At 46.1% G+C, this 21,641-nt stretch carries 18 protein-coding genes; 15 read left to right on the top strand and 3 right to left on the bottom strand.

From position 1 onward, the window contains the following. Positions 1 to 103: 103 nt before the first annotated feature. From QUB51_RS26555 to QUB51_RS26505, 11 genes are all read left to right on the top strand, one after another. Positions 104 to 334 carry an addiction module protein gene (locus QUB51_RS26555; RefSeq protein ID WP_333053276.1) on the top strand — a complete coding sequence of 77 codons (231 nt, stop codon included), beginning with the start codon at positions 104 to 106 and terminating at the stop codon, positions 332 to 334. Further along, on the top strand, positions 331 to 615 hold the full coding sequence (locus tag QUB51_RS26550; RefSeq protein ID WP_333262874.1) for a type II toxin-antitoxin system RelE/ParE family toxin: 285 nt from the start codon (positions 331 to 333) through the stop codon (positions 613 to 615). The genes QUB51_RS26555 and QUB51_RS26550 overlap by 4 nt, the downstream gene beginning before the upstream one ends. A 111-nt stretch (positions 616 to 726) precedes the next feature. Then, on the top strand, positions 727 to 1,740 hold the full coding sequence (locus QUB51_RS26545; RefSeq protein WP_333262877.1) for a DNA-binding protein: 1,014 nt from the start codon (positions 727 to 729) through the stop codon (positions 1,738 to 1,740). A 3-nt stretch (positions 1,741 to 1,743) separates the two neighbouring features. Continuing rightward, positions 1,744 to 2,199, top strand: a complete 456-nt coding sequence (locus tag QUB51_RS26540) for a type II toxin-antitoxin system death-on-curing family toxin (protein ID WP_333262880.1) — start codon at positions 1,744 to 1,746, stop codon at positions 2,197 to 2,199. Positions 2,200 to 2,291: 92 nt separating this feature from the next. Further along, positions 2,292 to 2,525 (top strand): type IIL restriction-modification enzyme MmeI, encoded by a 234-nt coding sequence (locus tag QUB51_RS26535; protein ID WP_333262883.1) that lies wholly within the window; start codon positions 2,292 to 2,294, stop codon positions 2,523 to 2,525. A 107-nt stretch (positions 2,526 to 2,632) separates the two neighbouring features. Next, entirely contained in the window at positions 2,633 to 2,863 is a 231-nt protein-coding gene (locus QUB51_RS26530; RefSeq protein WP_333053276.1) for an addiction module protein, read from the top strand. A 205-nt stretch (positions 2,864 to 3,068) separates the two neighbouring features. Further along, on the top strand, positions 3,069 to 4,730 hold the full coding sequence (locus QUB51_RS26525) for an AIPR family protein (protein WP_333107679.1): 1,662 nt from the start codon (positions 3,069 to 3,071) through the stop codon (positions 4,728 to 4,730). Positions 4,731 to 4,743: 13 nt separating this feature from the next. Continuing rightward, positions 4,744 to 6,876 carry a DEAD/DEAH box helicase gene (locus QUB51_RS26520; protein WP_333053274.1) on the top strand — a complete coding sequence of 711 codons (2,133 nt, stop codon included), beginning with the start codon at positions 4,744 to 4,746 and terminating at the stop codon, positions 6,874 to 6,876. Further along, on the top strand, positions 6,869 to 8,059 hold the full coding sequence (locus QUB51_RS26515) for a GIY-YIG nuclease family protein (RefSeq protein ID WP_333208336.1): 1,191 nt from the start codon (positions 6,869 to 6,871) through the stop codon (positions 8,057 to 8,059). Before QUB51_RS26520 ends, QUB51_RS26515 begins: the two co-directional genes overlap by 8 nt. 43 nt (positions 8,060 to 8,102) lie before the next feature. After that, positions 8,103 to 8,519 (top strand): XisH family protein, encoded by a 417-nt coding sequence (locus QUB51_RS26510; protein WP_333262887.1) that lies wholly within the window; start codon positions 8,103 to 8,105, stop codon positions 8,517 to 8,519. Beyond that, a complete protein-coding gene (locus QUB51_RS26505) occupies positions 8,507 to 8,827 on the top strand; it encodes a XisI protein (protein ID WP_333053271.1) in 321 nt (106 codons plus the stop codon). Before QUB51_RS26510 ends, QUB51_RS26505 begins: the two co-directional genes overlap by 13 nt. A 189-nt stretch (positions 8,828 to 9,016) precedes the next feature. Here the strand turns inward: QUB51_RS26505 and QUB51_RS26500 are convergent, their stop codons facing one another. Beyond that, entirely contained in the window at positions 9,017 to 9,511 is a 495-nt protein-coding gene (locus QUB51_RS26500) for a GAF domain-containing protein (RefSeq protein WP_333053270.1), read from the bottom strand. 486 nt (positions 9,512 to 9,997) lie between these two features. Between QUB51_RS26500 and QUB51_RS26495 the strand changes: the two genes are divergently transcribed. Then, positions 9,998 to 10,774: an alpha/beta hydrolase gene (locus QUB51_RS26495; protein WP_333053269.1), complete on the top strand. Its 777-nt coding sequence runs from the start codon at positions 9,998 to 10,000 to the stop codon at positions 10,772 to 10,774. 153 nt (positions 10,775 to 10,927) lie between these two features. Here the strand turns inward: QUB51_RS26495 and QUB51_RS26490 are convergent, their stop codons facing one another. After that, the gene (locus QUB51_RS26490; RefSeq protein WP_333262890.1) at positions 10,928 to 11,377 is read right to left on the bottom strand and encodes a pyridoxamine 5'-phosphate oxidase family protein; all 450 of its coding nucleotides are present in this window, start codon (positions 11,375 to 11,377) and stop codon (positions 10,928 to 10,930) included. 812 nt (positions 11,378 to 12,189) lie between these two features. On the opposite strand from QUB51_RS26490, the gene QUB51_RS26485 reads away from it, so the two are divergent. Together QUB51_RS26485 and QUB51_RS26480 are read left to right on the top strand one after the other, a co-directional pair. Continuing rightward, positions 12,190 to 13,557: a hypothetical protein gene (locus tag QUB51_RS26485; RefSeq protein WP_333208330.1), complete on the top strand. Its 1,368-nt coding sequence runs from the start codon at positions 12,190 to 12,192 to the stop codon at positions 13,555 to 13,557. A gap of 548 nt (positions 13,558 to 14,105) precedes the next feature. Then, a complete protein-coding gene (locus QUB51_RS26480; RefSeq protein ID WP_333262893.1) occupies positions 14,106 to 19,595 on the top strand; it encodes a response regulator in 5,490 nt (1,829 codons plus the stop codon). 64 nt (positions 19,596 to 19,659) lie between these two features. Here the strand turns inward: QUB51_RS26480 and QUB51_RS26475 are convergent, their stop codons facing one another. Next, entirely contained in the window at positions 19,660 to 20,367 is a 708-nt protein-coding gene (locus QUB51_RS26475; RefSeq protein ID WP_333053265.1) for an ABC transporter ATP-binding protein, read from the bottom strand. 317 nt (positions 20,368 to 20,684) lie between these two features. On the opposite strand from QUB51_RS26475, the gene QUB51_RS26470 reads away from it, so the two are divergent. Next, a complete protein-coding gene (locus tag QUB51_RS26470) occupies positions 20,685 to 21,545 on the top strand; it encodes a PEP-CTERM sorting domain-containing protein (RefSeq protein ID WP_333208329.1) in 861 nt (286 codons plus the stop codon). Positions 21,546 to 21,641 lie beyond the last annotated feature (96 nt).

The raw sequence follows: 21,641 nt of genomic DNA, 5'->3' as shown, positions 1-21,641 counted from the left end.
AAGTGCGATGGCTGCGCCCCGGCTTGCGCCTACGAGCTACCAAAATGACCCGTTAAATACAGAATGTTAAAATCAGACTAGCCCCTTATAGCCAAACGAGCCAATGCTAACCCTAGACCAACTAATTTCAGAAGCCACTGCATTACCAGATGCAGCCAAGGCTATCCTCATTGACAAAATTGTGGAGAGCATGGAAAGACAAATCGATCGAGATATTTTATTAGAAGGCGTGCAGAAAGCTCAAGAACGCATTGCCGAAATTGATAGCGGCGCAGTTCAAACTATTCCCGGAGATATTGCCTTAGCCCAAATACGGCAACTTGCACAGCAATGAAATATGAATTTCACCCAGCAGCCCTGCAAGAATATGCAGAGGCTGTGCAATTTTTTGCCCAACAAGACAGACACCAGGATTTCATCGACACGATAGAAAACGCCATATTTAAAATTATTGGAGCACCAGAGCGCTGGCCGATCGTTGAAGGTCAGATTCGTCGGTATTTGACCCTCAAATTTTCCTATGCCATCTTGTATCGAGTCTATCCCGATCGAATCGTGATTGCGGCGATCGTGAGTTGTCGTCGCGATCCAAGCTACTGGAAAGAGCGCCTCTGAAAATGGACTTTAGCAATAATTCAAGTACAAACCTGTCAATAACCCATTCACCGCCCAAACAACTCCCCAAAAAAAGTCTGCCAAACGTAAAACCCAAGGAAAAAAATGATAATGGCAAAAGATTTAACTTCATCGCTACGCGATCGCCAAAATATCCTCAACAATCGCTATGCCCTAGAAAAAATAGAAGAATACTTAGGATTAGGAGGCACTTACTATGAAGAAGAACTGCTATTTACCAAACAACAACTGATTGAGATTTTCGGTATCAGCGAAAGTACAATTGAAAAGTATCTATCCAGTCACAACGATGAGCTGAAGACTAATGGCTATAGGGTGCTACGAGGTCAGAAACTTCGAGATTTCAAGGCTTTGCTGGATGTCTCCGTAACTGATTACGGTAACAAAACCCCGACATTAGGTGTGTTCACCTTTCGGGCAACCCTCAACCTAGCGATGGTGCTGGTAGAGAGCGAGCGAGCCCGTGCAATTCGATCGCGCATCTTAGATATCGTGATTGACGTAATGGCAGAAAGGGCAGGCGGACATACCAAATATATTAACCAGAGAGATAACAATTACTTACCTGCGGTGTATCAAGAATTTAGCTATCGTAAAACCTTTACCGATGCCCTTGATAATTACCTCGACATGGGCAAATTTAAGTATGGCATTTACACCAACAAAGTGTATCAGATTGTTTTCCGAGAGAAAGCCGAAGAATATAAGCAGATCCTAAGCCTGGGTAAAAACGATTGCCCCCGTGACACCATGTATGCCGAAGTTCTCATCGCCATTGCCAGTCTAGAGAATGGTTTGGCAGCAGAATTGAAAGCCGAGTCAGAAAAGGTGGGACGAAAGCTGAAACAGAAAGAGGTTGATTCGCTATTGGAATCGGCAGAGGAAAACCCCTATCTAAAACCCATTATTGAAGATGCCCGCATCAAAATGGCTAGTCGCGATCTAGGGTTTCGGGATGCTCTGCATCAAAAATTAGAAGCGTATATCCAAAGTGTTCCAGAGAGCGACTTTGAGAAATTTTTAGGAGAAGCCAGCCGTTCTTTAGAAGAGCAACTTTCCGATCCGGCTCTTTTGGCTGTATTTAAGCGATTGAAGGATCGGTAAGTTATGCCAGCAAATTTCTTTTACTTTGACATTCATTATGCGATCGAGCTGCATGATTGGATTATCGAAAAATCAGGGGGCTTTCCGGGTTCTAATAATCCGAGTCTACTAGAGAGCGCATTAGAACATATTCAAAACGATCTCTATTATCCTGAGATTCACCACAAATTAACTCACCTAGTTTTTGCTGTCAACAAGTTTCATGCTTTTAATGACGGAAATAAACGCTCTAGTATTGCATTGGGAGCTTATTTTCTAAATCTCAATGGTTACGATTTTGTGGTAAGAAAGTTTGTCCTAGAAATGGAAAATATCGCCGTCTGGGTAGCAGAAGGAAAAATTTCTAAAGAGTTTTTATGTGAACTGATTGAGTCTCTTATTTTCGAGGAAGATTTCAGTGAAGAACTTAAGTTTAAGTTGGCGCTTGCTGTCATGGGCGATATTGATTCTAATGGTTAGCTTAGCTAGAGCAGAGTCGTTACCTCCCTTTTTGGGCGTAAAAGTGCTTAAATGCAAATCCACATGACGAAGCTCCAAAGCTTAAAACCCTTATGAATGAAGGATTTAAGTGCTTAAAAGCAAATGGGAGTCACCCCGAAACCATGCCCCCCAACCTCCGCGCAGACCACGCTACCCCAAAGAAGTCGCTGCTCGATCGCATCTACATCGATCGCCGCTTCAAAAACGACACCGAACGCCTCGAAAAACTGTTTGAATTGTACACAAAAATGACCAGTCAGCAGGCATCATCGAAAAAATCTGCCAAACCTAAAGGAGGTAAATGAGGAGAAGTGCGATGGCTGCGCCCCGGCTTGCGCCTACGAGCTACCAAAATGACCCGTTAAATACAAAATGTTAAAATCAGACTAGCCTCTTATAGCCAAACGAGCCAATGCTAACCCTAGACCAACTCATTTCAGAAGCAACTGCATTACCAGATGCAGCCAAGGCTATCCTCATTGACAAAATTGTGGAGAGCATGGAAAGACAAATCGATCGAGATATTTTATTAGAAGGCGTGCAGAAAGCTCAAGAACGCATTGCCGAAATTGATAGCGGCGCAGTTCAAACCATTCCCGGAGATATTGCCTTAGCCCAAATACGGCAACTTGCACAGCAATGAAATATGAATTTCACCCAGTAGCCCTGCAAGAATATGCAGAGGCTGTGCAATCTAGACTTGAAGGGTTTTACGAATATCGTCGATTTAACTAACTGGCTTCAGCAAAAGAATTAAAAATTCTCAACTATCTCATAATCAAGCCGACCATATTCCCGCCTAGACTGAATGAAGCGAATTCTTGAGAACATACTAAGTAAATAAGTACATGGACATTAATGCATCTATCATTGACCAACGTTTAGCATCAGTCGTTAACGATATTCGTCAAAAGTCCGCCGAAGAATTGCACATCCAAGATGAAGGTAAAATCAAGTCCCTCGCATTTGTATACCTATGTGTTAGAACCATCTTGGATTTAGAAGATGACGACGCTTTCGAGTGCCTGACCGAAGGATCTGGTGACTTTGGCGTAGATGCCATGCACATTTCCGAAGAGTATGATGGTGAATTTACAGTTAGCTTGTTTCAAGCAAAATACAAAAACAAGCTAGCAGGAGATTCTAACTTTCCCCAAGAAGGCATTGAAAGTTTAATCAACGCAATTCAATACTTATTTAATCCAGCAGCTAGACTAGAACATATTAATCAACGACTGCTCGCAAAAGTCGAAGAAGCTCGTAGTTTGATTCGGGATGGTTACATCCCACAGGTTCGGGCATTAGCCTGTAACAATGGCCTAAATTGGAATGCGTCTGCACAGGAAGCTATTGAACGCACTGGCTTCGGCAGTCAAGTTACGTGGGAGCATATTAATCACGAACGCTTGGTCAAAATTCTGCAAGCTTCCAAACCCGTAAAAGATTCTTTGCAACTAAGTGGCAAGGCGATCGTTGAAGATATGGAATTTAGCCGAGTATTAGTTGGCAGAATTTCCGTCACCGAAATCGCAGCACTAATTGAACGACATGGTGAACGATTATTAGAGCGGAATATTCGTCGTTACTTAGGCTTGCAAGGTAATCGCGTCAATGAGGCTATTAGAAACACTTTAACCAGCGATGAGAAGAACAATTTCTACTTTTACAATAATGGGATAACCCTAACTTGTGAAAACTTTTCGTACAACGCTTTGCAAGATGGTAATTATCAGGTGCGTGTCGAAAATTTACAAATTATCAATGGAGGCCAAACCTGTCTGACCATATTCAAAACTTTGCGTGACAACAATTTGCTTCATGAAAATGCCCAAGCTTATGTTCTGCTTCGACTTTATCAATTACCTCATGAAAACGAAAGTTTAGTTCAAAGAATCACTTATGCTACTAATAGTCAAAATCCAGTAGATCTTAAAGATTTACGCGCTAATGACGAACTCCAGCAAAGACTGGAAATAGATATTCAGCAATTAGGATTCAATTACCGCCGGAAGCGTTCTGATTCTAGTACCCGTCCGATAGATATTACTTCAGGAGTAGCTGCTGAAGCCATACTATCTGTTTGGCGAGAAAAGCCTCATCAAGCAAAATTCTTCTCGCGCGAGCATTTCGGAAAACTTTATGACGCAATCTTCACCGACCAATTGAGCGGATCGCAAGTTGTAATTGCCGTTCAGCTTTACAGAATTGCAGAAAATCGTCGCAAAAGACCAAATCCTGCCGATCCAGATGTTGTTCGCTATGCTTCATGCTTTATTGCCATGCAGATGGGACGCAAGCTTCTTGCTGATTTGAATATTCAGATGAAAGACATTAGCCATCAGAATTTTCAATCGGCACAGCATCTGATTGAACAAAATAGCGAAGCCTATTTCGATGCCTCAGTACAGGATATTCAACGTGCGCTGCAAGATCTTTATGGCGAACAAGAGATTTCCTTACAGCAGCTATCTGCAACCTTTCGGCGTGGCGATTTAATCAGTAGACTTTGACTTACCAAAATGAATGTCCGATAAGTGCTACCGAACAGCCTGTCAATCGCAAAACCAAAGTTTACCACCCATGAGCAAACCGATCGCGATTCCCTCAGTTTCCGTCACCTACGCCCAGGATGGCACCTCCACCCGCCCCAACGCCCTCGGTATGCGCCCCATGCAAGAACGCGCCTACCAAAAGCGCGGCGAACAATACCTCCTGATCAAATCGCCTCCCGCCTCCGGCAAAAGTCGGGCATTGATGTTCATCGCCTTGGACAAACTAGAGAACCAGAACCTCAAACAAGCCATCATCGTAGTACCAGAAAAGGCGATCGGCTCCAGCTTCCACGATGAGCCGCTGAGTCAGTTTGGCTTTTGGGCCGATTGGCAAGTTGAGCCGAAGTGGAATCTCTGCGACGCACCGGGAAACGACGGCGGCAAAGTGGGCGCGGTGCAGAAGTTTCTAGCCAGCAATGCCAAGATTCTGGTCTGCACTCACGCCACATTCCGCTTTGCCGTGGACAAATTCGGTATCGAAATCTTAGACGATCGCCTAATCGCCATAGACGAATTTCATCATGTTTCGTCCAACCCAGACAACAAGCTGGGCGATCGTGTGCGCCAACTCATGGCCCGCGACAAAACCCACATCATAGCCATGACCGGCTCCTACTTTCGTGGCGATGCCGAAGCTGTGTTGCACCCCGAAGACGAATCCCGATTCGATACCGTCACCTACACCTACTACGAACAGCTCAACGGCTACCAATACTTGAAGCAACTCGACATTGGCTACTACTTCTACGCGGGTAGCTACACCGACGAAATCGTGCAGGTGCTAAACCCCAAAGAGAAAACCATCCTGCACATTCCCAACGTCAACTCCCGCGAAAGTACGAAGGACAAGATCCGCGAGGTGGAGCACATCATCGAGGAACTGGGCGAATGGCAAGGCACCGATCCCAACACGGGATTTCAACTCGTCAAAACCGCCGACGGCACGATCCTCAAAATCGCCGATCTCGTAGACGACGACCCCACCAAACGGGATAAAGTCGCCACCGCCCTAAAAGACCCCACCCAGAAGAACAATCGCGATCGTGTGGACATTATCATCGCCCTCGGCATGGCGAAAGAGGGTTTTGATTGGATCTGGTGCGAGCACGCCCTGACGATCGGCTACCGCTCCAGTTTGACAGAGATTATTCAGATTATCGGTCGCGCCACCCGTGATGCACCAGGGAAAACCCGCGCTCGGTTCACCAACCTGATTGCCGAGCCGGATGCCGCCGAATCTGCCGTCACCGAGGCGGTGAACGACACGCTCAAAGCCATTGCAGCCAGCCTACTGATGGAGCAAGTGCTCGCGCCGCGCTTCGAGTTCAAACCCAAGCGCCCCGACAATCAACCAACACCCGGTTTCGACTACGGGGAAGATGGTTACAATCCAGGCAAGTGCAACGTGGGCATCAATCCAGAGAGAGGCCTGATTCAAATGGAAATTAAGGGATTAGCCGAACCCAAGAGCCCGGAAGCCGAACGCATCTGCCGCGAAGACTTGACCGAACTGGTGACGGCTTTTGTCCAAGATAAGCCAACGATCGAGCGCGGCCTATTTGATGAAGAACTGGTGCCGGAAGAACTCACCCAAGTTCGCATGGGCAAAATCGTCAAAGAGAAGTTCCCAAATCTAGAAGCGGAAGATCGAGAAGCCGTCCGCCAACACGCGATCGCCGCCCTAACCCTCGTCCAACAAGCTAAAAAAACCATGAACGAAAGTGGTGGGCAGTACGCCACAAATCCTGGTGGTGGGGAAGCAGCGAAAAACACCTCACTCCTCGATGGGGTGAGGAAGTTCGCCCTATCGGTAACAGACCTCGATATGGATCTGATCGATCGCATCAATCCCTTTGGCGAAGCCTATGCCATTCTGGCTAAGTCCATGAGCGAAGAACGGCTGAAGCAGGTGGCAGAAGTCATTGCGGCTAAGCGAGTAACCCTTAGCGTGGAAGAAGCGCGGGAATTAGCCAAACGGGCGCTGCGGTTCAAGCAAGAAAAAGGCAGGTTGCCCTCTCTCACAGCAGTCGATCCCTGGGAAAAACGGATGGCAGAAGGAGTTGCCTTCCTGCAACGCAAAGTGAAGGAGGAAACTAATGCCTAAGTACACCACCGATGATGATTTGGAATTGCTCGGTGAATTGGGCATGGACATGACCCCCGAACCCTCCGGCCAGCGTTCTGCCAGAGAAGAGCGGATCGTCGCAGGCTTTGAGGAGATCGAGCGGTTTGTGGAAGAATATGGCAGACTGCCCCAGCATGGGGAAGATCGCGATATCTTCGAGCGGCTTTATGCAGTACGGCTCGATCGCCTGCGAGAATCGGAGGAATGTCGTGCAGTCTTGGAACCCCTAGACTCACGCAGACTGTTAGATGCTGAGACTGATGCCAGCCCGATCACAGAAAGCAATCTGACAGATGAAGCACTGCTGGCCTCCCTGGGAGTCGATGCAGCCTCAGAGAACGACGTTACCCAGCTTACTCATGTGCGATCGCGCAGCGAAATCAAAGCAGCCGAGGAAATCGCCCAACGTACTCCCTGTCAGGACTTTGATGAATTCAAACCCATCTTTGACAAAGTGCAACGGCAATTGCAGTCGGGGGAACGGCAAACCATCAAATATCAAGACTATGCGGCTGTAAAGGAAGGTGATTTGTTCATCCTTGATGGGCAGAAGGTGATGGTGGTCGATATGGGTGAGCCGTTTGTCAGCGACTATGGTCGATCGGACTGCCGGCTGAGGGTGGTTTATGACAATGCCACCGAGAGCGATTTGCTGTTGCGATCGCTCCAGCGTGCTTTAAATAAAGACAAGGCCAGCCGCCGCATCACCACCCCAGATTTCGGCCCCCTATTTTCTCACATTGAAGCAGCAGACGACTTACCAACTGGGTACATTTACGTGCTCAGGAGCCAATCGGATCACCCCTTCATTGCGGAGAATCGGTCTATTATTCACAAGATCGGCGTCACCGGAGGAGACGTAAAAAGCCGAATTGCCAACGCCAAGAAAGACCCCACCTATCTACTAGCAGATGTGGAAATCGTCGCAAAATTCAAACTGGCAAATATGAACCGGAAGCGACTTGAGGCACTCCTTCAGAAGTTCTTCGCCAGTGCTCGATTGGATTTGGAATTACAGGATCGCTTCGGTATACCAGTGCAGCCAAGGGAGTGGTTCCTCGTTCCACTAGAAGTCATTGAGGAGGCGATCGAAAAAATCAAGGAAGGAACCCTCGATCAATTCCGGTACGATCGGGAGACAGCAAGTCTTACTCGATCGTAATGCTATCTAAGGGGAATACGTCCAATTAGAACCCAAACTAAAAATGGCAAAGGATCTCTTCCACAACAGGGTCAAAATCGCCCTACAAAAAGATGGCTGGAAGATTACCCACGATCCCTACCAGTTACGCTATGGTGTTGCTGATGTCTACATCGATCTTGCAGCCGAAGAAGCGATCGCCGCTGAAAAAGAAGGACGTAAAATAGCTGTAGAAGTCAAAAGTTTCGTAGGTGGCTCCACCATTTCTGAATTCCACACTGCCCTCGGTCAATTCCTCAACTATCGCGTTGCCCTCGAAGTCTCTAGCGAACCCGAACGTATACTCTATCTGGCAGTGCCCACCGATACCTACCAAATGTTTCTCAGGTTTGAACCCGCAAAAACTGTCATCGAACGTTATGAAATTCGACTAATTGTTTATAATCCAACTCGTGAGGCGATCGACCAATGGATAGACTAAACGAATACCGCAAAATTGTTTGTGACTTTCTCGAAGACTTTTCTAAAAATGACGCAAATGCTCAGCTAATATTCGATTTCGCCCGCGATCGATACCTCGTTATGCACAACGAATGGCGCGACGAATATCGCATCTATGGGTGTGCCATGCAGCTTGATATCATCGAAAATCAAATCTGGATTCAACACAACAGTACCGAAATCTACATCGATCGAGAACTGATTCAACGCGGCGTGTCTCCTCAAGATATCATTCTTGGGTTTCGCTCCCCCAGCATCCGAAAACTCCTTGCCACCAACTATTCCTAGAGACCAAGGTTTGGAACAGTTAGATGGATAAGTAGTTAGACAGAATTAATTACACAAAATAGAATCTGAAATTCTCTTCCCGTAAGCTTTGCAACATTATATATGTGTAAATATTTCTGTCTCGGTTTTCGCATATATATTTTATGCTCGATACCCCAACTGTCACCAAGCAGAATCTGGGATTAAATATTAACTATCTTGAATTGTGGGAGACATTGCCATATTTTGTGCTTGTTGCTGCATGAATTCAATGTCCGATCGCGACCAAGTGCGGGGCCCGCTGCACTGATGAGCAATTAACAGCCCCCACAGTCCTTTGTTTGTTAAAATTGGCACGACTAAATTGGCGCGAACTTTCAGGCTAAGCAGAAAATCTCGGTGACATGGGTTAATTGGTTCTACTTCAATATCTGCAATTGCTTTAACTCTGCCCGCTTCGTACAAAGCAGCGTATTCGCCGCTAAAACATTCGTCTGGCCCCGTTGAACCCAAGATTGAGAGTTCGATCGCACTTAACATCTCGTAAGTCACTCGACCTTGCCACTGTTTGTAAAAATGATAAAGCACCGCGCGATCGCTCTGCAAAACTTCTCGAATGTCGTAGAGGGATTTTTCAACTAATACATCGCGCTTTAGACGATCTGTCAAGCGGTTAACAATGTTTTGCAGGCGATCGCCCGACATAGTATTAACTCCTTTAGTTCCTAGTACACTCGCCCGATCTTAATTATTGAACTGGCGCTATCAACAAAACTCAATTTCTTGCGCTTCGAGATTTTCGCGCGCTCTAAAATGAGTAATTTTTGGCTTAACAGTTGTCTGGATGCCAGCAACATTATACTATTATTTTGACAGAGATAGCAATCTTTTTGGGAAACGGGCAATGGCGTCGGGCCCCGCAAGCTACGGCTTTTTTTCGCGAAGAACCACCGATGGGACGCCTGTTCCACAAATGAAGAGAAAAGGAAGAGTTTACAAGTGCTGGGAGAATTGCTAGATCGGCCTAAAGTTGGTTCCTCTTAAAGAGAGGAACTGCTAGGCTATCTCGATAGCTAGAGGAAGCATCAAATATGTCTGTGCTAGAAGGAAGCTGCTTGGAAACACGAATTTATCGCTACGAACGGCATTAAACTGCACTATGTCACTCAAGGTTCTGGGCCGCTGATGCTGATGCTGCACGGATTTCCTGAATTTTGGTATTCTTGGCGGCATCAAATCCCAGAATTTGCATCAGATTATAAAGTTGTCGCTGTGGATCTCAGGGGTTACAACGACAGCGACAAACCTCGCGATCGATCTGCTTACGTTATGGCAGAGTTTGTGCAAGATGTCAAGGGCATTATTCAGGGTTTGGGATACGAAAGTTGCGTCTTAGTTGGTCACGACTGGGGAGGCGCGATCGCCTGGAATTTTGCTTATGCTTATCCCGAAATGGTGGATAAATTAATTGTGATGAATCTACCGCATCCGGCCAAGTTTGCTGAAGGGTTACGCACTCCCCAACAATTGCTGAAAAGTTGGTACATCTTTTTATTTCAGTTGCCAGTTTTGCCGGAGTTGTTAATTCAGTGGGACGACTATCAAGCAATTTCGGCTGCTTTGGAAGGTATGGCAGTTGACAAAAGCACCTTTAGTCCCTCAGATATCGAAGCTTACAAAGATGCCGCTGCCAAACGGGGCGCTCTGACTGCTACTATCAATTATTACCGCAATATTGCTCGCGGATTTCTCGATCGCCAGAATTGGAGCGTGCTGGAAGTTCCGACGCTGATGATTTGGGGAGAAAAAGATGCGGCCCTCGGCAAAGAGTTAACCTATGGAACCGCAGATTACGTGCGGGATTTTCAGATTCATTACATTCCTAATTGCAGCCACTGGGTGCAGCAGGAACAGCCGCAGTTAGTGAATCGGTACATGAGAGATTTTTTGGCAAGCAAAGCTGTTTGAGCTGATATTTGGCACTATTTTCTCCGGCCGCACTTTTTTGTAATTTCTAGTGTTGGAGGCGCTCTGACGATCGTAAACCGGGTTTTTTACCGAGATTGAAAATCTTAATTAAGTATTTTCGTAAAAAACCCGGTAACAAGTGAGTCTCGACGTTCACCGACTGCTGATTCCCTCCGTCGTGCGCCCGCTCATTTCCCAGGGCTGAATGCGGTAAATTGCGATGGTCTCCGCACGCCCTTGCGAGTCAATCCAGGTGCGATTGATGGCGGGCGAAAGTTTGGGGTTGTGTTCTTTGACCAATTCCATCGCGCGATCGATGTCTTCCTGCTGCGTAAGGCGTTCTGCTCGCCCGTTCACGACAACGCTGCGCCAGTGTTCCATATCGCGGACTTCTTCCACTTGCAAGCAGACTTCTGGATTGCCGTCGATATACTTCGTTTTCATCCCGACTGTTGTGAAAATGTATATGTCCGAATCTTGGAGATAATAGTGCATTGGCACAACGTAGGGAAGCCCTTCAAATACACAGCCGAGGTGTCCGTGTCCTACTTGCTGCAAAAGTTCTTGTATTTCTTTTGAACTCATTTCATCAATATCTAACATTTTTATGCTCCTTTAAGACTTACTCTAGAGAAATCCATCGATGTTTTAGGTTGCTTCACGAGTGGGGCTTTGGGTCTAATTATTGCATTTTTGATGCGCCTGTTTTGTAGCTATAAACAAGTATAGAAGTTCTCCGAGCATAACCTAGGTTGGTCACCAATATCATCTACCTTTAGACCGATATATTTTTTGTGGGGAAAATTGTAGGATTTGGGAAATAAACCCTCGGCAATTGCTGAGGGTTTAATGTTTTTATTAAATGGCGATCGTCTAATTAATTAATAAAAGCGTTTTTTCCTAACGGGACTTAAACAAATTTTCAGCCCAGATCAAGCCCAAACTCGCTTTATCTGTAGCTTGGGCGTCCATGTTTTCTTGTTACCCGCGAACAAAAGGCGATCGTCCCTTGGAATGCTCTGACCTATCTTTTTTAACACAAGTCGATCAAATATGAGCCCTGGCTGGGTTTCCGGCGGCGTTGTCACCCCGCCAGATATTTAACGCAATTTATATGGTTAATTGTTATACCCAAATATTTTACTGTGGTTGTTCGAGGTGAACCTTCACTTTTGACTGCTACCTGTGCTATTTTACTTTATGTGTTAATTCGGGAAATTGGTATAGTTAATGCTTTTTTATTACAATAGCTAACAAACTCGATCGCCCGTTAAGTTAGATTAGCGATGGGTATATTTACCTCGAACAGAAAATAACCTAAATTAGTAGTTAATAATCACGTGTTATCAAAAACTAGAATTCTGATTTTTTTTCTAGGTGTTTTAATTGCCATCAGCCTAGGGTTGTTCATCGGAATGACAACTTTTGCTCAAAACATCGAAACAATTAAAATTTCCGGCACTGCTGCGGGTGTCAGCACTCGCTACATCGGTGCAGTCGAAGGCAATATCAATTTCGACATCAAAGATTTGCAAGATTTGGGAATTAATACCTACCGCATTTACGGGGGTATGTCTCGATGGGAAGCTGAAGATGATGATGGTAAATACGGTTGGCCATCTATTGACGAAATTAAGACAAATCCCAATATAATTAATTGGGCACATTGGGATCAGATGATGACTAATCCGCCCCAGGGTAGCGATTATTGGTGGTCGGGACGACCAGGTAGGGTTTGGCAAGGCAATGCCAGGACTATTTTTAATAGTCTCAAACAAGCAAATATTCGCCCGGTTGTGAGTATTCGTAATGTTGATAATAACTGGAATCCCAGTTGGGCACTGCAACTGAATCCGCCGCGCACAGGAGAAGATTGGAACGAGTGGTGGGAACACGTTTTTGCTACGGTTTATTGGCTGAATGTTCGCAATGATTACCGCGTTGATGATTGGGAAATTCACAACGAACCGGACAATCGCGATCAGGGTTGGGGCGGGACTAGGGCTGACTATTTTGAATTGGTTAAGGTGGCAAAAGATGCGATCGACTTTGTTTATAAAACTTATTTGCCTTCGCGCACTTACCGCATCCACGGCCCGAAAACCATAGGCGGCAGCAATTGGCCGGCTAGTGCTTTGCAGGAAATACCGAATTATTTCGATACAGTCAATGTCCACAACTACGATGCAGATATTTCTAGCTACACCCGCAAAGTGCGCGGCTGGATGAACGGTACTGTCCGCGCTAACTCGCAGCTTTGGGTAGGAGAATGGGGAACTTACAACATGAGCTACGGTGATTTATCTTTAGCTTTAAATTTGATTAAGAATTTGATTCGAGGTTCTCAACCGGGGGATAATTATATTGACGGCAGTCACATATTCTGTTTGTACGACTGGGGCAAGCCCGCAGGGGCGGAAGGTTTGCTAGGGGACGGGGGAAAACGGCGCGCAGGCTACTATGCTTTACGGATGGGAATTAGGGCTTTGCAGGGCGGGAAAGCTACCTTTTTTCCTATCACTAATAGTTCGGATTTAATGGCAGTTGCAACTCTTGATGCTAGCAAGAATGTTTACTTGCTGGTTGTCAATGACCGAGCAACATCTTACACTGTTAATGCTGATATTTCGGAGCTGATAAAAACTGGTAATGGCACGGTGCGGGAGTTCAGTTCTAAAACAATGGATGAGGTTGTTGGTAGCTTAAGGCTCAAGGGTGGCAATGCGAGTTTTACACTGGCAGGGAACAGCGCTATTCTCATCAAGTTCGATCGCCAGAATTGAAGCTCAAATCCTCTGGGCCATAATTGGGATAAGATAGAATTAGTTATGCTCAAAATTATTTATTTTCTGCCTGCTTGGCCTTGGAACCCTGGAACCCTCGAACCCTCGAACCCCCAATTGCACAGTTGCAATACCTAAATGTCATGTTGTGATTCCCCTCCTGTCGCTGGTAAATTGGTAGGGTGCAGGTATCTGGCCTCAAACAGAATGTGAGCGAGAGTTCCGTTGAGGGGCAGAAAGTAGGGTGCAGTCTAGACAATCGCAGAAATTCTTGCTCGTAAACCCGCAGCAGTTAGGCTAGGCGAGGAATTACCCGCCCGCCTTCATGTCCGCCCTCTGGCAGATAGCATTGGTTCTGGAAGTCAGAAGCCGTCAATTATCAGGATATGGCACGGAATTAATTTTAAATGCCAAGATGCTGGAAGTATGGGTGAGTTGAATCGTACAGAAACTTTGAGCGCGCTTGGAAATCTCGCGGGTAAAGCCTCTCAATCAACCTGCTGCTCGCGATCGGCTTTTTCCAACAAATATCACTTTTATGCCCCCTGATGTTTATTCCCTCCCTCAGTCAGGTCATCAACCGCAATCCCCTCACCGTCACCCCTGAGACGCCCGTAGAAAAGGCGATCGAGCTGATGAGTAGCACAGGAGCCAGTTACGTCCTCGTGGTAGAACCGCGCGGGAATTATCAACTCGGAAATCCCACGAACGGGACTTCCCCACAATCGCGGGAACAGTCGGGTTTCTACAACGGTGTACCGCGTGCGCTACACGCAGGAGGCAACGGGCGGCCTCTCAACGGCTCAAAAGCTCCCTATCCTAGCAGCCAGACAGTGCTGGGGATTTTTACAGCGCGAGATATCGTACAGCTAAATTCGATCGGCGCTGCTTTGAGGGGATTTGCGATCGAGCAAATCATGATCAGAACCGTAACTGTAGCCAGAGAATCGGAAATTCCCGACTTTTTTGCCTTAGCCAATCTGCTGGATAAAAATCAGATCAGCCATTTGCCCGTCGTCAGCGAGGCTGAAGAACTTGTCGGTTTAATTAGCTCTCAAAGCTTGGTGCAAGTGTTGCAGGAAATTGGGGAATCGACACCAAAAGCAATTAGCAGCGCTTCGCTACCTGCGGCTTTCGCGTTCCCTCCGCCGCTGCCAATTGTGCATCATAAATTAGAGCTGCCCGCAAGTTTAATTAAACTTTATCAAATCCCTCAAATAGCAGCTTCACGAATAATTCACGCTCCTTCTAATTCTTCGGTTCGCTACTTGGCGCAACTGATGTTTAGACACAATGTTAGTTATGTATTAATCACTGAAACCCCCGATCAACACTCGACTGGTGCTGCTCACAATTCCAAATTTACAAATCCCAACATTCACAAACTGGTTGGGGTGGTAAGTTCGCGGGATATCGTGCAGTTGCAGGCCCTGGGAAGAGACTCTAACAAAATTAAAGCGGGAGCAATTTGCAGCAGTTCGCCGCCACTGGTGCGATCGCACTCTAGCCTCGAAGCAGCCGTGGCGCTGCTGCAAAAACACTACTGCCAGTTGCCTTTATTAGTCATCAACGAAACAAATCACCCGATCGGGATTATTAATCCTAAAACTATCCTTTTACAAGCGCTGGATTCCAAATCTCTGCATTCTGGCTTAATTGCTTTGCAGCGCCAGCTAGAATCTAGCAACGCTCAATACAAAAAACTCTCAGCAGAAATACAGCGGACAGCAGCAAATAGCCACGAGATGGCTGAAATTTCTTACCACAGTTTCGTAGAGCGGCCAAATCTCCCCCCTGCAGTCAACAATCAGGGGATTTGGGACTGGAATCTCGAAACAGATGAGTTTTTTTATTCGGCGCGGTGGCAAGAAATGCTGGGCTACCAAGAAGGGGAAATCTCGAATCGCCGATCGGAATGGTGGAGTCGCATCCACCGAGATGATATTGACTCGGTAAAGGCAGCTTTAGAAGAACACTTCGCCCAAAAGACACCGGATTTTGCAGCCGAATATCGGATGTACTGTAAAGACGGCAGCACTGTCTGGGTGCTGAACCGGGGTCAAGTTTTACGCAGCGCTACTGGCAAACCGCTGCGGGTAGTAGGAACTCATACAGATATTACTCTAAACAAGCAGTTTGAAGTCAAAAACCGCGAGCACGATCGAGAACAATTCCATCTATTTGACTCTTTGAAAGCAACAGTAATTTTCCACATAGATGCGGCGGGGGTTTGGAAATTCCTCAACCGCGCTTGGACGGAAATTACTAATTATGCGGTTTCCGAAAGTTTGCAAACTAATTTTTTAGAGTGGGTGCATCCAGATGAGCGCGAGCAATGTGCAAATTTATTGGAGTCTTTGCTGTCCGGGAAGTCGGAATTTGAACGGCGAGAACTGCGATTTAAGTCCAAGTCGGTTTCGGAAAAAAACTCCTTGGGAATTCACAGTAATTCCGGCTTTGTTTCCGTAGAATTATTTGCCCAAGTCCGCCGGAATTCGCAAGGCGAAATAGCGGGAATTTTCGGGACTTTGCACGATGTCTGCAACCGCCTCGAAGGAGTTGAGGAACTGCGGGAAAGCGAGCGGGCAATTCGATCGCTCTACGAGGTAATGGTGAGCTCGGAAGGCTCTTTTGACGATCGAACGATCCGGTTGCTGGCGATGGGCTGTAGTCAGTTTGGGATGGATATCGGGCTGTTGGGCAGGGTTTTGGGCGATCGCTACGAAGTGATTTCGGCTTATGTACCGGAAGATTTTCCCTTTGGATTTGCTAAAGGAGACGGTTTTGCTTTGAGCAGAACCTTTGAGCGAGAGGTTTTGCGATCGAGCGAACCTATTTCTGTCGAATCAGCCGGCACTACTCAGTGGCGCAACCACCCCGCTTACAGCGTCCGCAAGTTGGAGGCTTTTGTGGGGACGAGGGTAATAGTGCAAGGGCGAATTTATGGCACTTTGAGCTTTACTTCTCGCACCACTAAATCTCCTTTTAAACCGCTGAATTTTGAAATTTTAAAGTTGATGGGCAATTACATCGGCGCAGAAATTGCCCGCGAAGAGCGAGAGCGAACTTTGCAACGTCAGTACCAGCGCGTTTTACTACTCAAACAAATTACTCAAAAAGTGCGATCGACTTTAGACACTCAAGAAATTTTTCAAACTACCGCCACCCAAATCGGCCGCGTATTTGGTGTCAATCGCTGTACAATTCACACCTATCTTTCGGAACCTTATCCCCACCTTCCTTGCGTCGCGGAATACTTAGAACCCGGTCACGAATCGGCTTTAGATTTAGAACTTTCTGTCACTTATAACCCCTACACAGAAAAACTTCTCGCTGAAGATATAGCCCTGGCATCTCCCGATGTGTTTGCCGATCCTTTGCTGGAATCTTCGGGGCCGATGTGCCGCCGCATCGGATTAAAATCTATGTTGGCTGTTCGCACTTCCTATCAAGGAGAACCGAATGGAATTATTACTTTGCACCAGTGCGATGCAACTCGCCAGTGGAATCCAGACGAAATTGAACTGTTAGAAGATGTTGCCGCTCAAGTTGGCATTACCTTAGCTCAAGCACAACTTTTAGAAACCGAAGTTCAGCGACAGCGACAGTTAGCAGAGCAAAATGAAGCTTTGGATCAAGCACGACAAGCGGCGGAAGTTGCTAATAGAGCTAAGAGCGAATTTTTAGCAACGATGAGTCACGAAATCCGCACTCCGATGAATGCGGTCATCGGGATGACGGGCTTGCTGCTGGATATGGAACTAACTCCAGAACAGCGGGATTTTGTGGAGACAATTCGTACCAGCGGCGATGCTTTGCTGACTATTATTAACGATATTCTCGACTTTTCCAAGATTGAATCTGGAAAATTGGATTTGGAACGCAGCCCCTTCGAGCTGCAAAACTGTATAGAAGAATCTCTAGAATTACTGGCTCCTAGAGCCTCAGAAAAAGGTTTAGAGTTGGCTTATTTTATTGATGATTCTGTGCCAAAAAACATTTTAGGAGATGTCACGAGACTGCGCCAAATTTTGGTAAATTTGCTGGGCAATGCAGTTAAGTTTACAGAATCTGGAGAAATTGTGGTGTGCTGTACGGCTAGGCAAATTGAACCGGTAGCTGCTAAGAGTTCGCCGGAAAAAATTAATATTCTAGATCCACAACCGCTAGCAATTAACCAGGGAGAGTTGGCACGTAGCAAACAATACGAGATTCAATTTGCTGTCCAAGATACGGGAATTGGTATTCCGCCAGACCGGATGGATCGCCTGTTTAAAGCTTTTTCGCAGGTGGATGCTTCGACAACACGACATTACGGCGGGACGGGTTTGGGACTGGCTATCAGCCAGCGTTTGAGCGATATGATGGGCGGTACAATGTGGGTTGTCAGCCAGGTTGATCCCCGAAGTTCTAAGTCTCAACCGGGAGTTTCTGCCGGACAAAGTATCGCTGGAAGGTCGCCAGAAGAATTTACTCCGCCCTTGATATCGGGTTCGGGTTCGATTTTTTATTTCACGGTGACTGCTGAAGCGAATGACATCCGGGCTGAGGAAAAAAGACCGGAATTTGCCGCTGGTAAGCGCTTGTTAATTGTTGAGCATCATGCCATTAACCGGCAAGTTTTGATCCGGCAGGCAGAGTCTTGGGGAATGATACCCGTGGCTGTAACTTCGGGTGCTGAGGCTTTGGAAATCATCAAAGGAAACTCGCCGCTCGATTTAGCTATTTTGGCGATGAATCTACCAGATATGGACGGTGTGGCTTTGGCTGTGGAGATTCGGAAATTTGAGCAGAGCAATTTGTCTGGCGACGACGGCTTAAATCCGAATGTCATCGTTAAAAACCCTCGCAAAATAGCACTACCTTTGGTACTGTTTACTTATTTAAGTAAGGCGGAAGTTTGGAAAAAACTTGAAACTACAGAAGTACATTTTTCGGCTTTTTTAACTAAGCCTTTAAAACAGTCCCAGTTTTATAATGTGTTGCTGCAAGTTTTTGGATATGTTACTGGCAGAAGCGGCAGGGGAGAAGTTTCAAATGTGGTGACTTTGACTTCGGGATTGAAGTATTTTGAAAATTCTCAAGAACAACACCGCGCGCAGCGGACGCCTGCTGTTTTGAGGCAGGTTGCGACGAATTCTGCCGGACAGGATGGAGCTAATTCTAGTCAGATTCGGATCTTGCTGGCGGAGGACAATGTGGTGAATCAAAAAGTGGCTACGCATTTACTCGACAGGATAGGATATCGGGCTGATATTGCGGCTAATGGGTTGGAGGTTTTGGAGGCGCTGAAGCGGCAATCTTACGATGTTGTGCTGATGGATGTGCAGATGCCGAATATGGATGGGTTGGAAGCGACGCGCCGCATTTGTCAGGAATGGCCTGCTAACAAGAAGCCGAGAATTATTGCGATGACTGCTAATGCGATGCAGGGCGATCGCGAAAAGTGTCTGGAAGCAGGTATGGACGATTATATTACTAAGCCGGTACGCCGGGAAGAGTTGGCGATCGCCTTGAGCAAGTGCTCACCTCTGATTCGGGATGAATTGGATGCGGTAACAGAGGAAAACAATCAAGATATTTCTGATGACATTGACAGTGATGCTGCGGCATCTTCGAGCGTTCAACCGGGAGCCGATTCGCCGATTGATTTTCATATTTTGCAAAATCTCCGCGAGCTAGACGATGATGAAGATCCGGATTTTTTGGGGGAGCTGATCAAGATATATTTGGTAGACGCACCGCAACATTTAGAAACTATTAAGGAGGCTATTTTTCTCGGCGATGCTGATAGTTTGAAGCTGGCTTCTCACACGCTGAAGTCGAGCAGCGCCAATTTAGGAGCGGTGTCTTTTTCTGCTGTTTGCAAGGAGTTGGAATATATGGGTCGCTTGGCGGTTGAGTCGGGAGGGGAACAGGTTTTTGATGTGAGTACGGCGCGCGATCGCCTGTTGGAAGCCCAAGCGGAGTGGGAAAAGGTGCGGGCGGCTTTTGAGACGGAATTGGAAACGGGGAAGTTGCGATCGCAAATAGGGTAATTGCTAATTGGTAATTGGTAATTGCTGTTACCGATTACCCATTACCGATTACCAGAATAGTTATTTAACTTTCACCTAAATAGGCTTTGCGAACAGTTTCATTTGACTGCAAATCGCTAGCAGTACCGGCGACTACAACCTGACCGGTTTGGATGACATAGCCGCGGTGGGCTACACTTAAAGCCATACGGGCGTTTTGTTCCACCAGCAAAATAGTTGTTCCTTCAGCATTAATATCGCGGACGATCGCAAAAATTTGACTGACTAACATCGGTGCCAATCCCATACTCGGCTCGTCCAATAATAACAAGCGGGGGCGCGACATCAAAGCCCGGGCGATCGCCAACATTTGCTGTTCCCCGCCGCTGAGAGTTCCCCCTTTTTGACTAATTCTTTCTCGCAAACGAGGAAATAAATTTAATGCTTTTTCCATATCGGACTTGATACCTAGAGTATCGTTGCGGAGATAAGCACCCATTTCCAGGTTTTCTTGCACCGTCATTCGCGGAAAAATCAACCGCCCTTCGGGACTTTGAGAAATCCCCAAACGGACGATCGCCTCTGTAGATAGTGCTTCTAAAGGCTTTCCCTCAAATAATACAGTGCCGATTCGCGGGCGCAGCAGTCCTTGAATCGTGCGGAGAGTGGTCGTTTTCCCCGCCCCGTTGCTGCCGATTAATGTCACAACTTCTCCCTGCGAGACTGTTAGCGATACCCCTTTGAGAGCGTGGATATTTCCGTAGTAGGTGTGAATGTTTTTAATTTCTAGCATGATTACTCTTTCTGCTTTGTGCCTTTTTATATTATCCCGACTAATTATAAAATTTTATTGCATTTATTTAAAATCAAGCTTTTTTAGAGTAAACAGTAATTTTACTTAGATCAAGACCCGCCCTAGCTCCCATAGAATCTATTTTTAGTAGCTGTGGCGACCAACTTTACATAATTTTTACTTAAACACAAGATTTCTTGACAGTAGCTTTACAAAAATCTCTAAGTATATAGCTAGTATTGATACGTAAGCGCAACCAACCGCTACAAGTTACCAATAACAGCACTTAAAATGTTTCAAATTTAAGGAAATTTACCATGAAATTCAATCACTGTAGCGGAACGATCGCATTTTTATTAGCAACTCCTTTAGTAACCAGCTTGAGTGTAGGTATTGCGCCCAGCCGTGCTGCCACAATAGCCGGTTCTGCCGCAGCAGTAACGATTAACAACTTCCGTCACACCCCGACTGAGACAGGTACATTTACTAACACTAAAACTCAGACAATAGCTAACAGCGGTGCAGCCATTAGCCAAGCGAACGCTGAGGCATTTTTTATATCTAACTGTCACGAATTGCTGGCAACAAATCTCTCGCAAAGTGAAGTCATAGGCAGCGGGAATAACTATTCTGGTTTAGCCCAAAGTCAAGCAGCAGTTATCGGCGACTTTTCTATAAAGGCTAAAGAAACTTTTTCCTTCACTGTTCAGACTATTTTACATCTTTTTACATCTGTTAGTAATCCCCAATCAGAACGGGCTAGCGCCCAAGGCAGTATATCTTTTGCATTAATTGACACTGTTTCTAACATTCTTTTAGAATCATTTCAATTTGGGATCGGTTTGCACTCTTTTAAAGCCCCGGAATTGAGTGTGTCATACAACCTCGCTGGAAACTTTAATCCAACACAAATTAATTTTGCTTTTCTGGCTGAAGGTAATACAAAAAGCCTGAGTTTGTATACTTCGGGAGTGTATTCGCGGACTTTTGACAGCACCACTAATTTAAGATTAGTAGAAGTTAAGAACAATATGGCAGTGGCACAAGCGCAACCAGTCCCCGAAGCAGAACCAGTTCCCGAACCTACTACTATATTAGGCACTGCCCTATTTTTCGGTTTCCTGGCGAAGGGGAGAAAATTTAAGAATCAATTCTCTGAAGTTAAATCAAAAGTTTAGGAATGATGCAAAACATCTAAGGATCGTCAATTAAATAATTTCCCTTTTTTCTTGTGGGATGGGCGTCCCGCCCGCCCAGAAAGGACGGGCGGGACG

The sequence above is a fragment of the Microcoleus sp. AT8-A3 genome (assembly GCF_036705675.1).
GTDB lineage: Bacteria > Cyanobacteriota > Cyanobacteriia > Cyanobacteriales > Microcoleaceae > Microcoleus.
This window is presented reverse-complemented; position numbering and strand designations above follow the sequence as displayed.

What these genes read in the sequence shown, in the direction of transcription:
- QUB51_RS26555 (WP_333053276.1), top strand. Translation starts at nt 104, where the DNA reads ATGCTAACCCTAGACCAACTAATTTCAGAAGCCACTGCATTACCAGAT.
- QUB51_RS26550 (WP_333262874.1), top strand. Translation starts at nt 331, where the DNA reads ATGAAATATGAATTTCACCCAGCAGCCCTGCAAGAATATGCAGAGGCT.
- QUB51_RS26545 (WP_333262877.1), top strand. Translation starts at nt 727, where the DNA reads ATGGCAAAAGATTTAACTTCATCGCTACGCGATCGCCAAAATATCCTC.
- QUB51_RS26540 (WP_333262880.1), top strand. Translation starts at nt 1,744, where the DNA reads ATGCCAGCAAATTTCTTTTACTTTGACATTCATTATGCGATCGAGCTG.
- QUB51_RS26535 (WP_333262883.1), top strand. Translation starts at nt 2,292, where the DNA reads ATGAATGAAGGATTTAAGTGCTTAAAAGCAAATGGGAGTCACCCCGAA.
- QUB51_RS26530 (WP_333053276.1), top strand. Translation starts at nt 2,633, where the DNA reads ATGCTAACCCTAGACCAACTCATTTCAGAAGCAACTGCATTACCAGAT.
- QUB51_RS26525 (WP_333107679.1), top strand. Translation starts at nt 3,069, where the DNA reads ATGGACATTAATGCATCTATCATTGACCAACGTTTAGCATCAGTCGTT.
- QUB51_RS26520 (WP_333053274.1), top strand. Translation starts at nt 4,744, where the DNA reads ATGTCCGATAAGTGCTACCGAACAGCCTGTCAATCGCAAAACCAAAGT.
- QUB51_RS26515 (WP_333208336.1), top strand. Translation starts at nt 6,869, where the DNA reads ATGCCTAAGTACACCACCGATGATGATTTGGAATTGCTCGGTGAATTG.
- QUB51_RS26510 (WP_333262887.1), top strand. Translation starts at nt 8,103, where the DNA reads ATGGCAAAGGATCTCTTCCACAACAGGGTCAAAATCGCCCTACAAAAA.
- QUB51_RS26505 (WP_333053271.1), top strand. Translation starts at nt 8,507, where the DNA reads ATGGATAGACTAAACGAATACCGCAAAATTGTTTGTGACTTTCTCGAA.
- QUB51_RS26500 (WP_333053270.1), bottom strand. Translation starts at nt 9,511, where the DNA reads ATGTCGGGCGATCGCCTGCAAAACATTGTTAACCGCTTGACAGATCGT.
- QUB51_RS26495 (WP_333053269.1), top strand. Translation starts at nt 9,998, where the DNA reads ATGCTGCACGGATTTCCTGAATTTTGGTATTCTTGGCGGCATCAAATC.
- QUB51_RS26490 (WP_333262890.1), bottom strand. Translation starts at nt 11,377, where the DNA reads ATGTTAGATATTGATGAAATGAGTTCAAAAGAAATACAAGAACTTTTG.
- QUB51_RS26485 (WP_333208330.1), top strand. Translation starts at nt 12,190, where the DNA reads ATGACAACTTTTGCTCAAAACATCGAAACAATTAAAATTTCCGGCACT.
- QUB51_RS26480 (WP_333262893.1), top strand. Translation starts at nt 14,106, where the DNA reads ATGTTTATTCCCTCCCTCAGTCAGGTCATCAACCGCAATCCCCTCACC.
- QUB51_RS26475 (WP_333053265.1), bottom strand. Translation starts at nt 20,367, where the DNA reads ATGCTAGAAATTAAAAACATTCACACCTACTACGGAAATATCCACGCT.
- QUB51_RS26470 (WP_333208329.1), top strand. Translation starts at nt 20,685, where the DNA reads ATGAAATTCAATCACTGTAGCGGAACGATCGCATTTTTATTAGCAACT.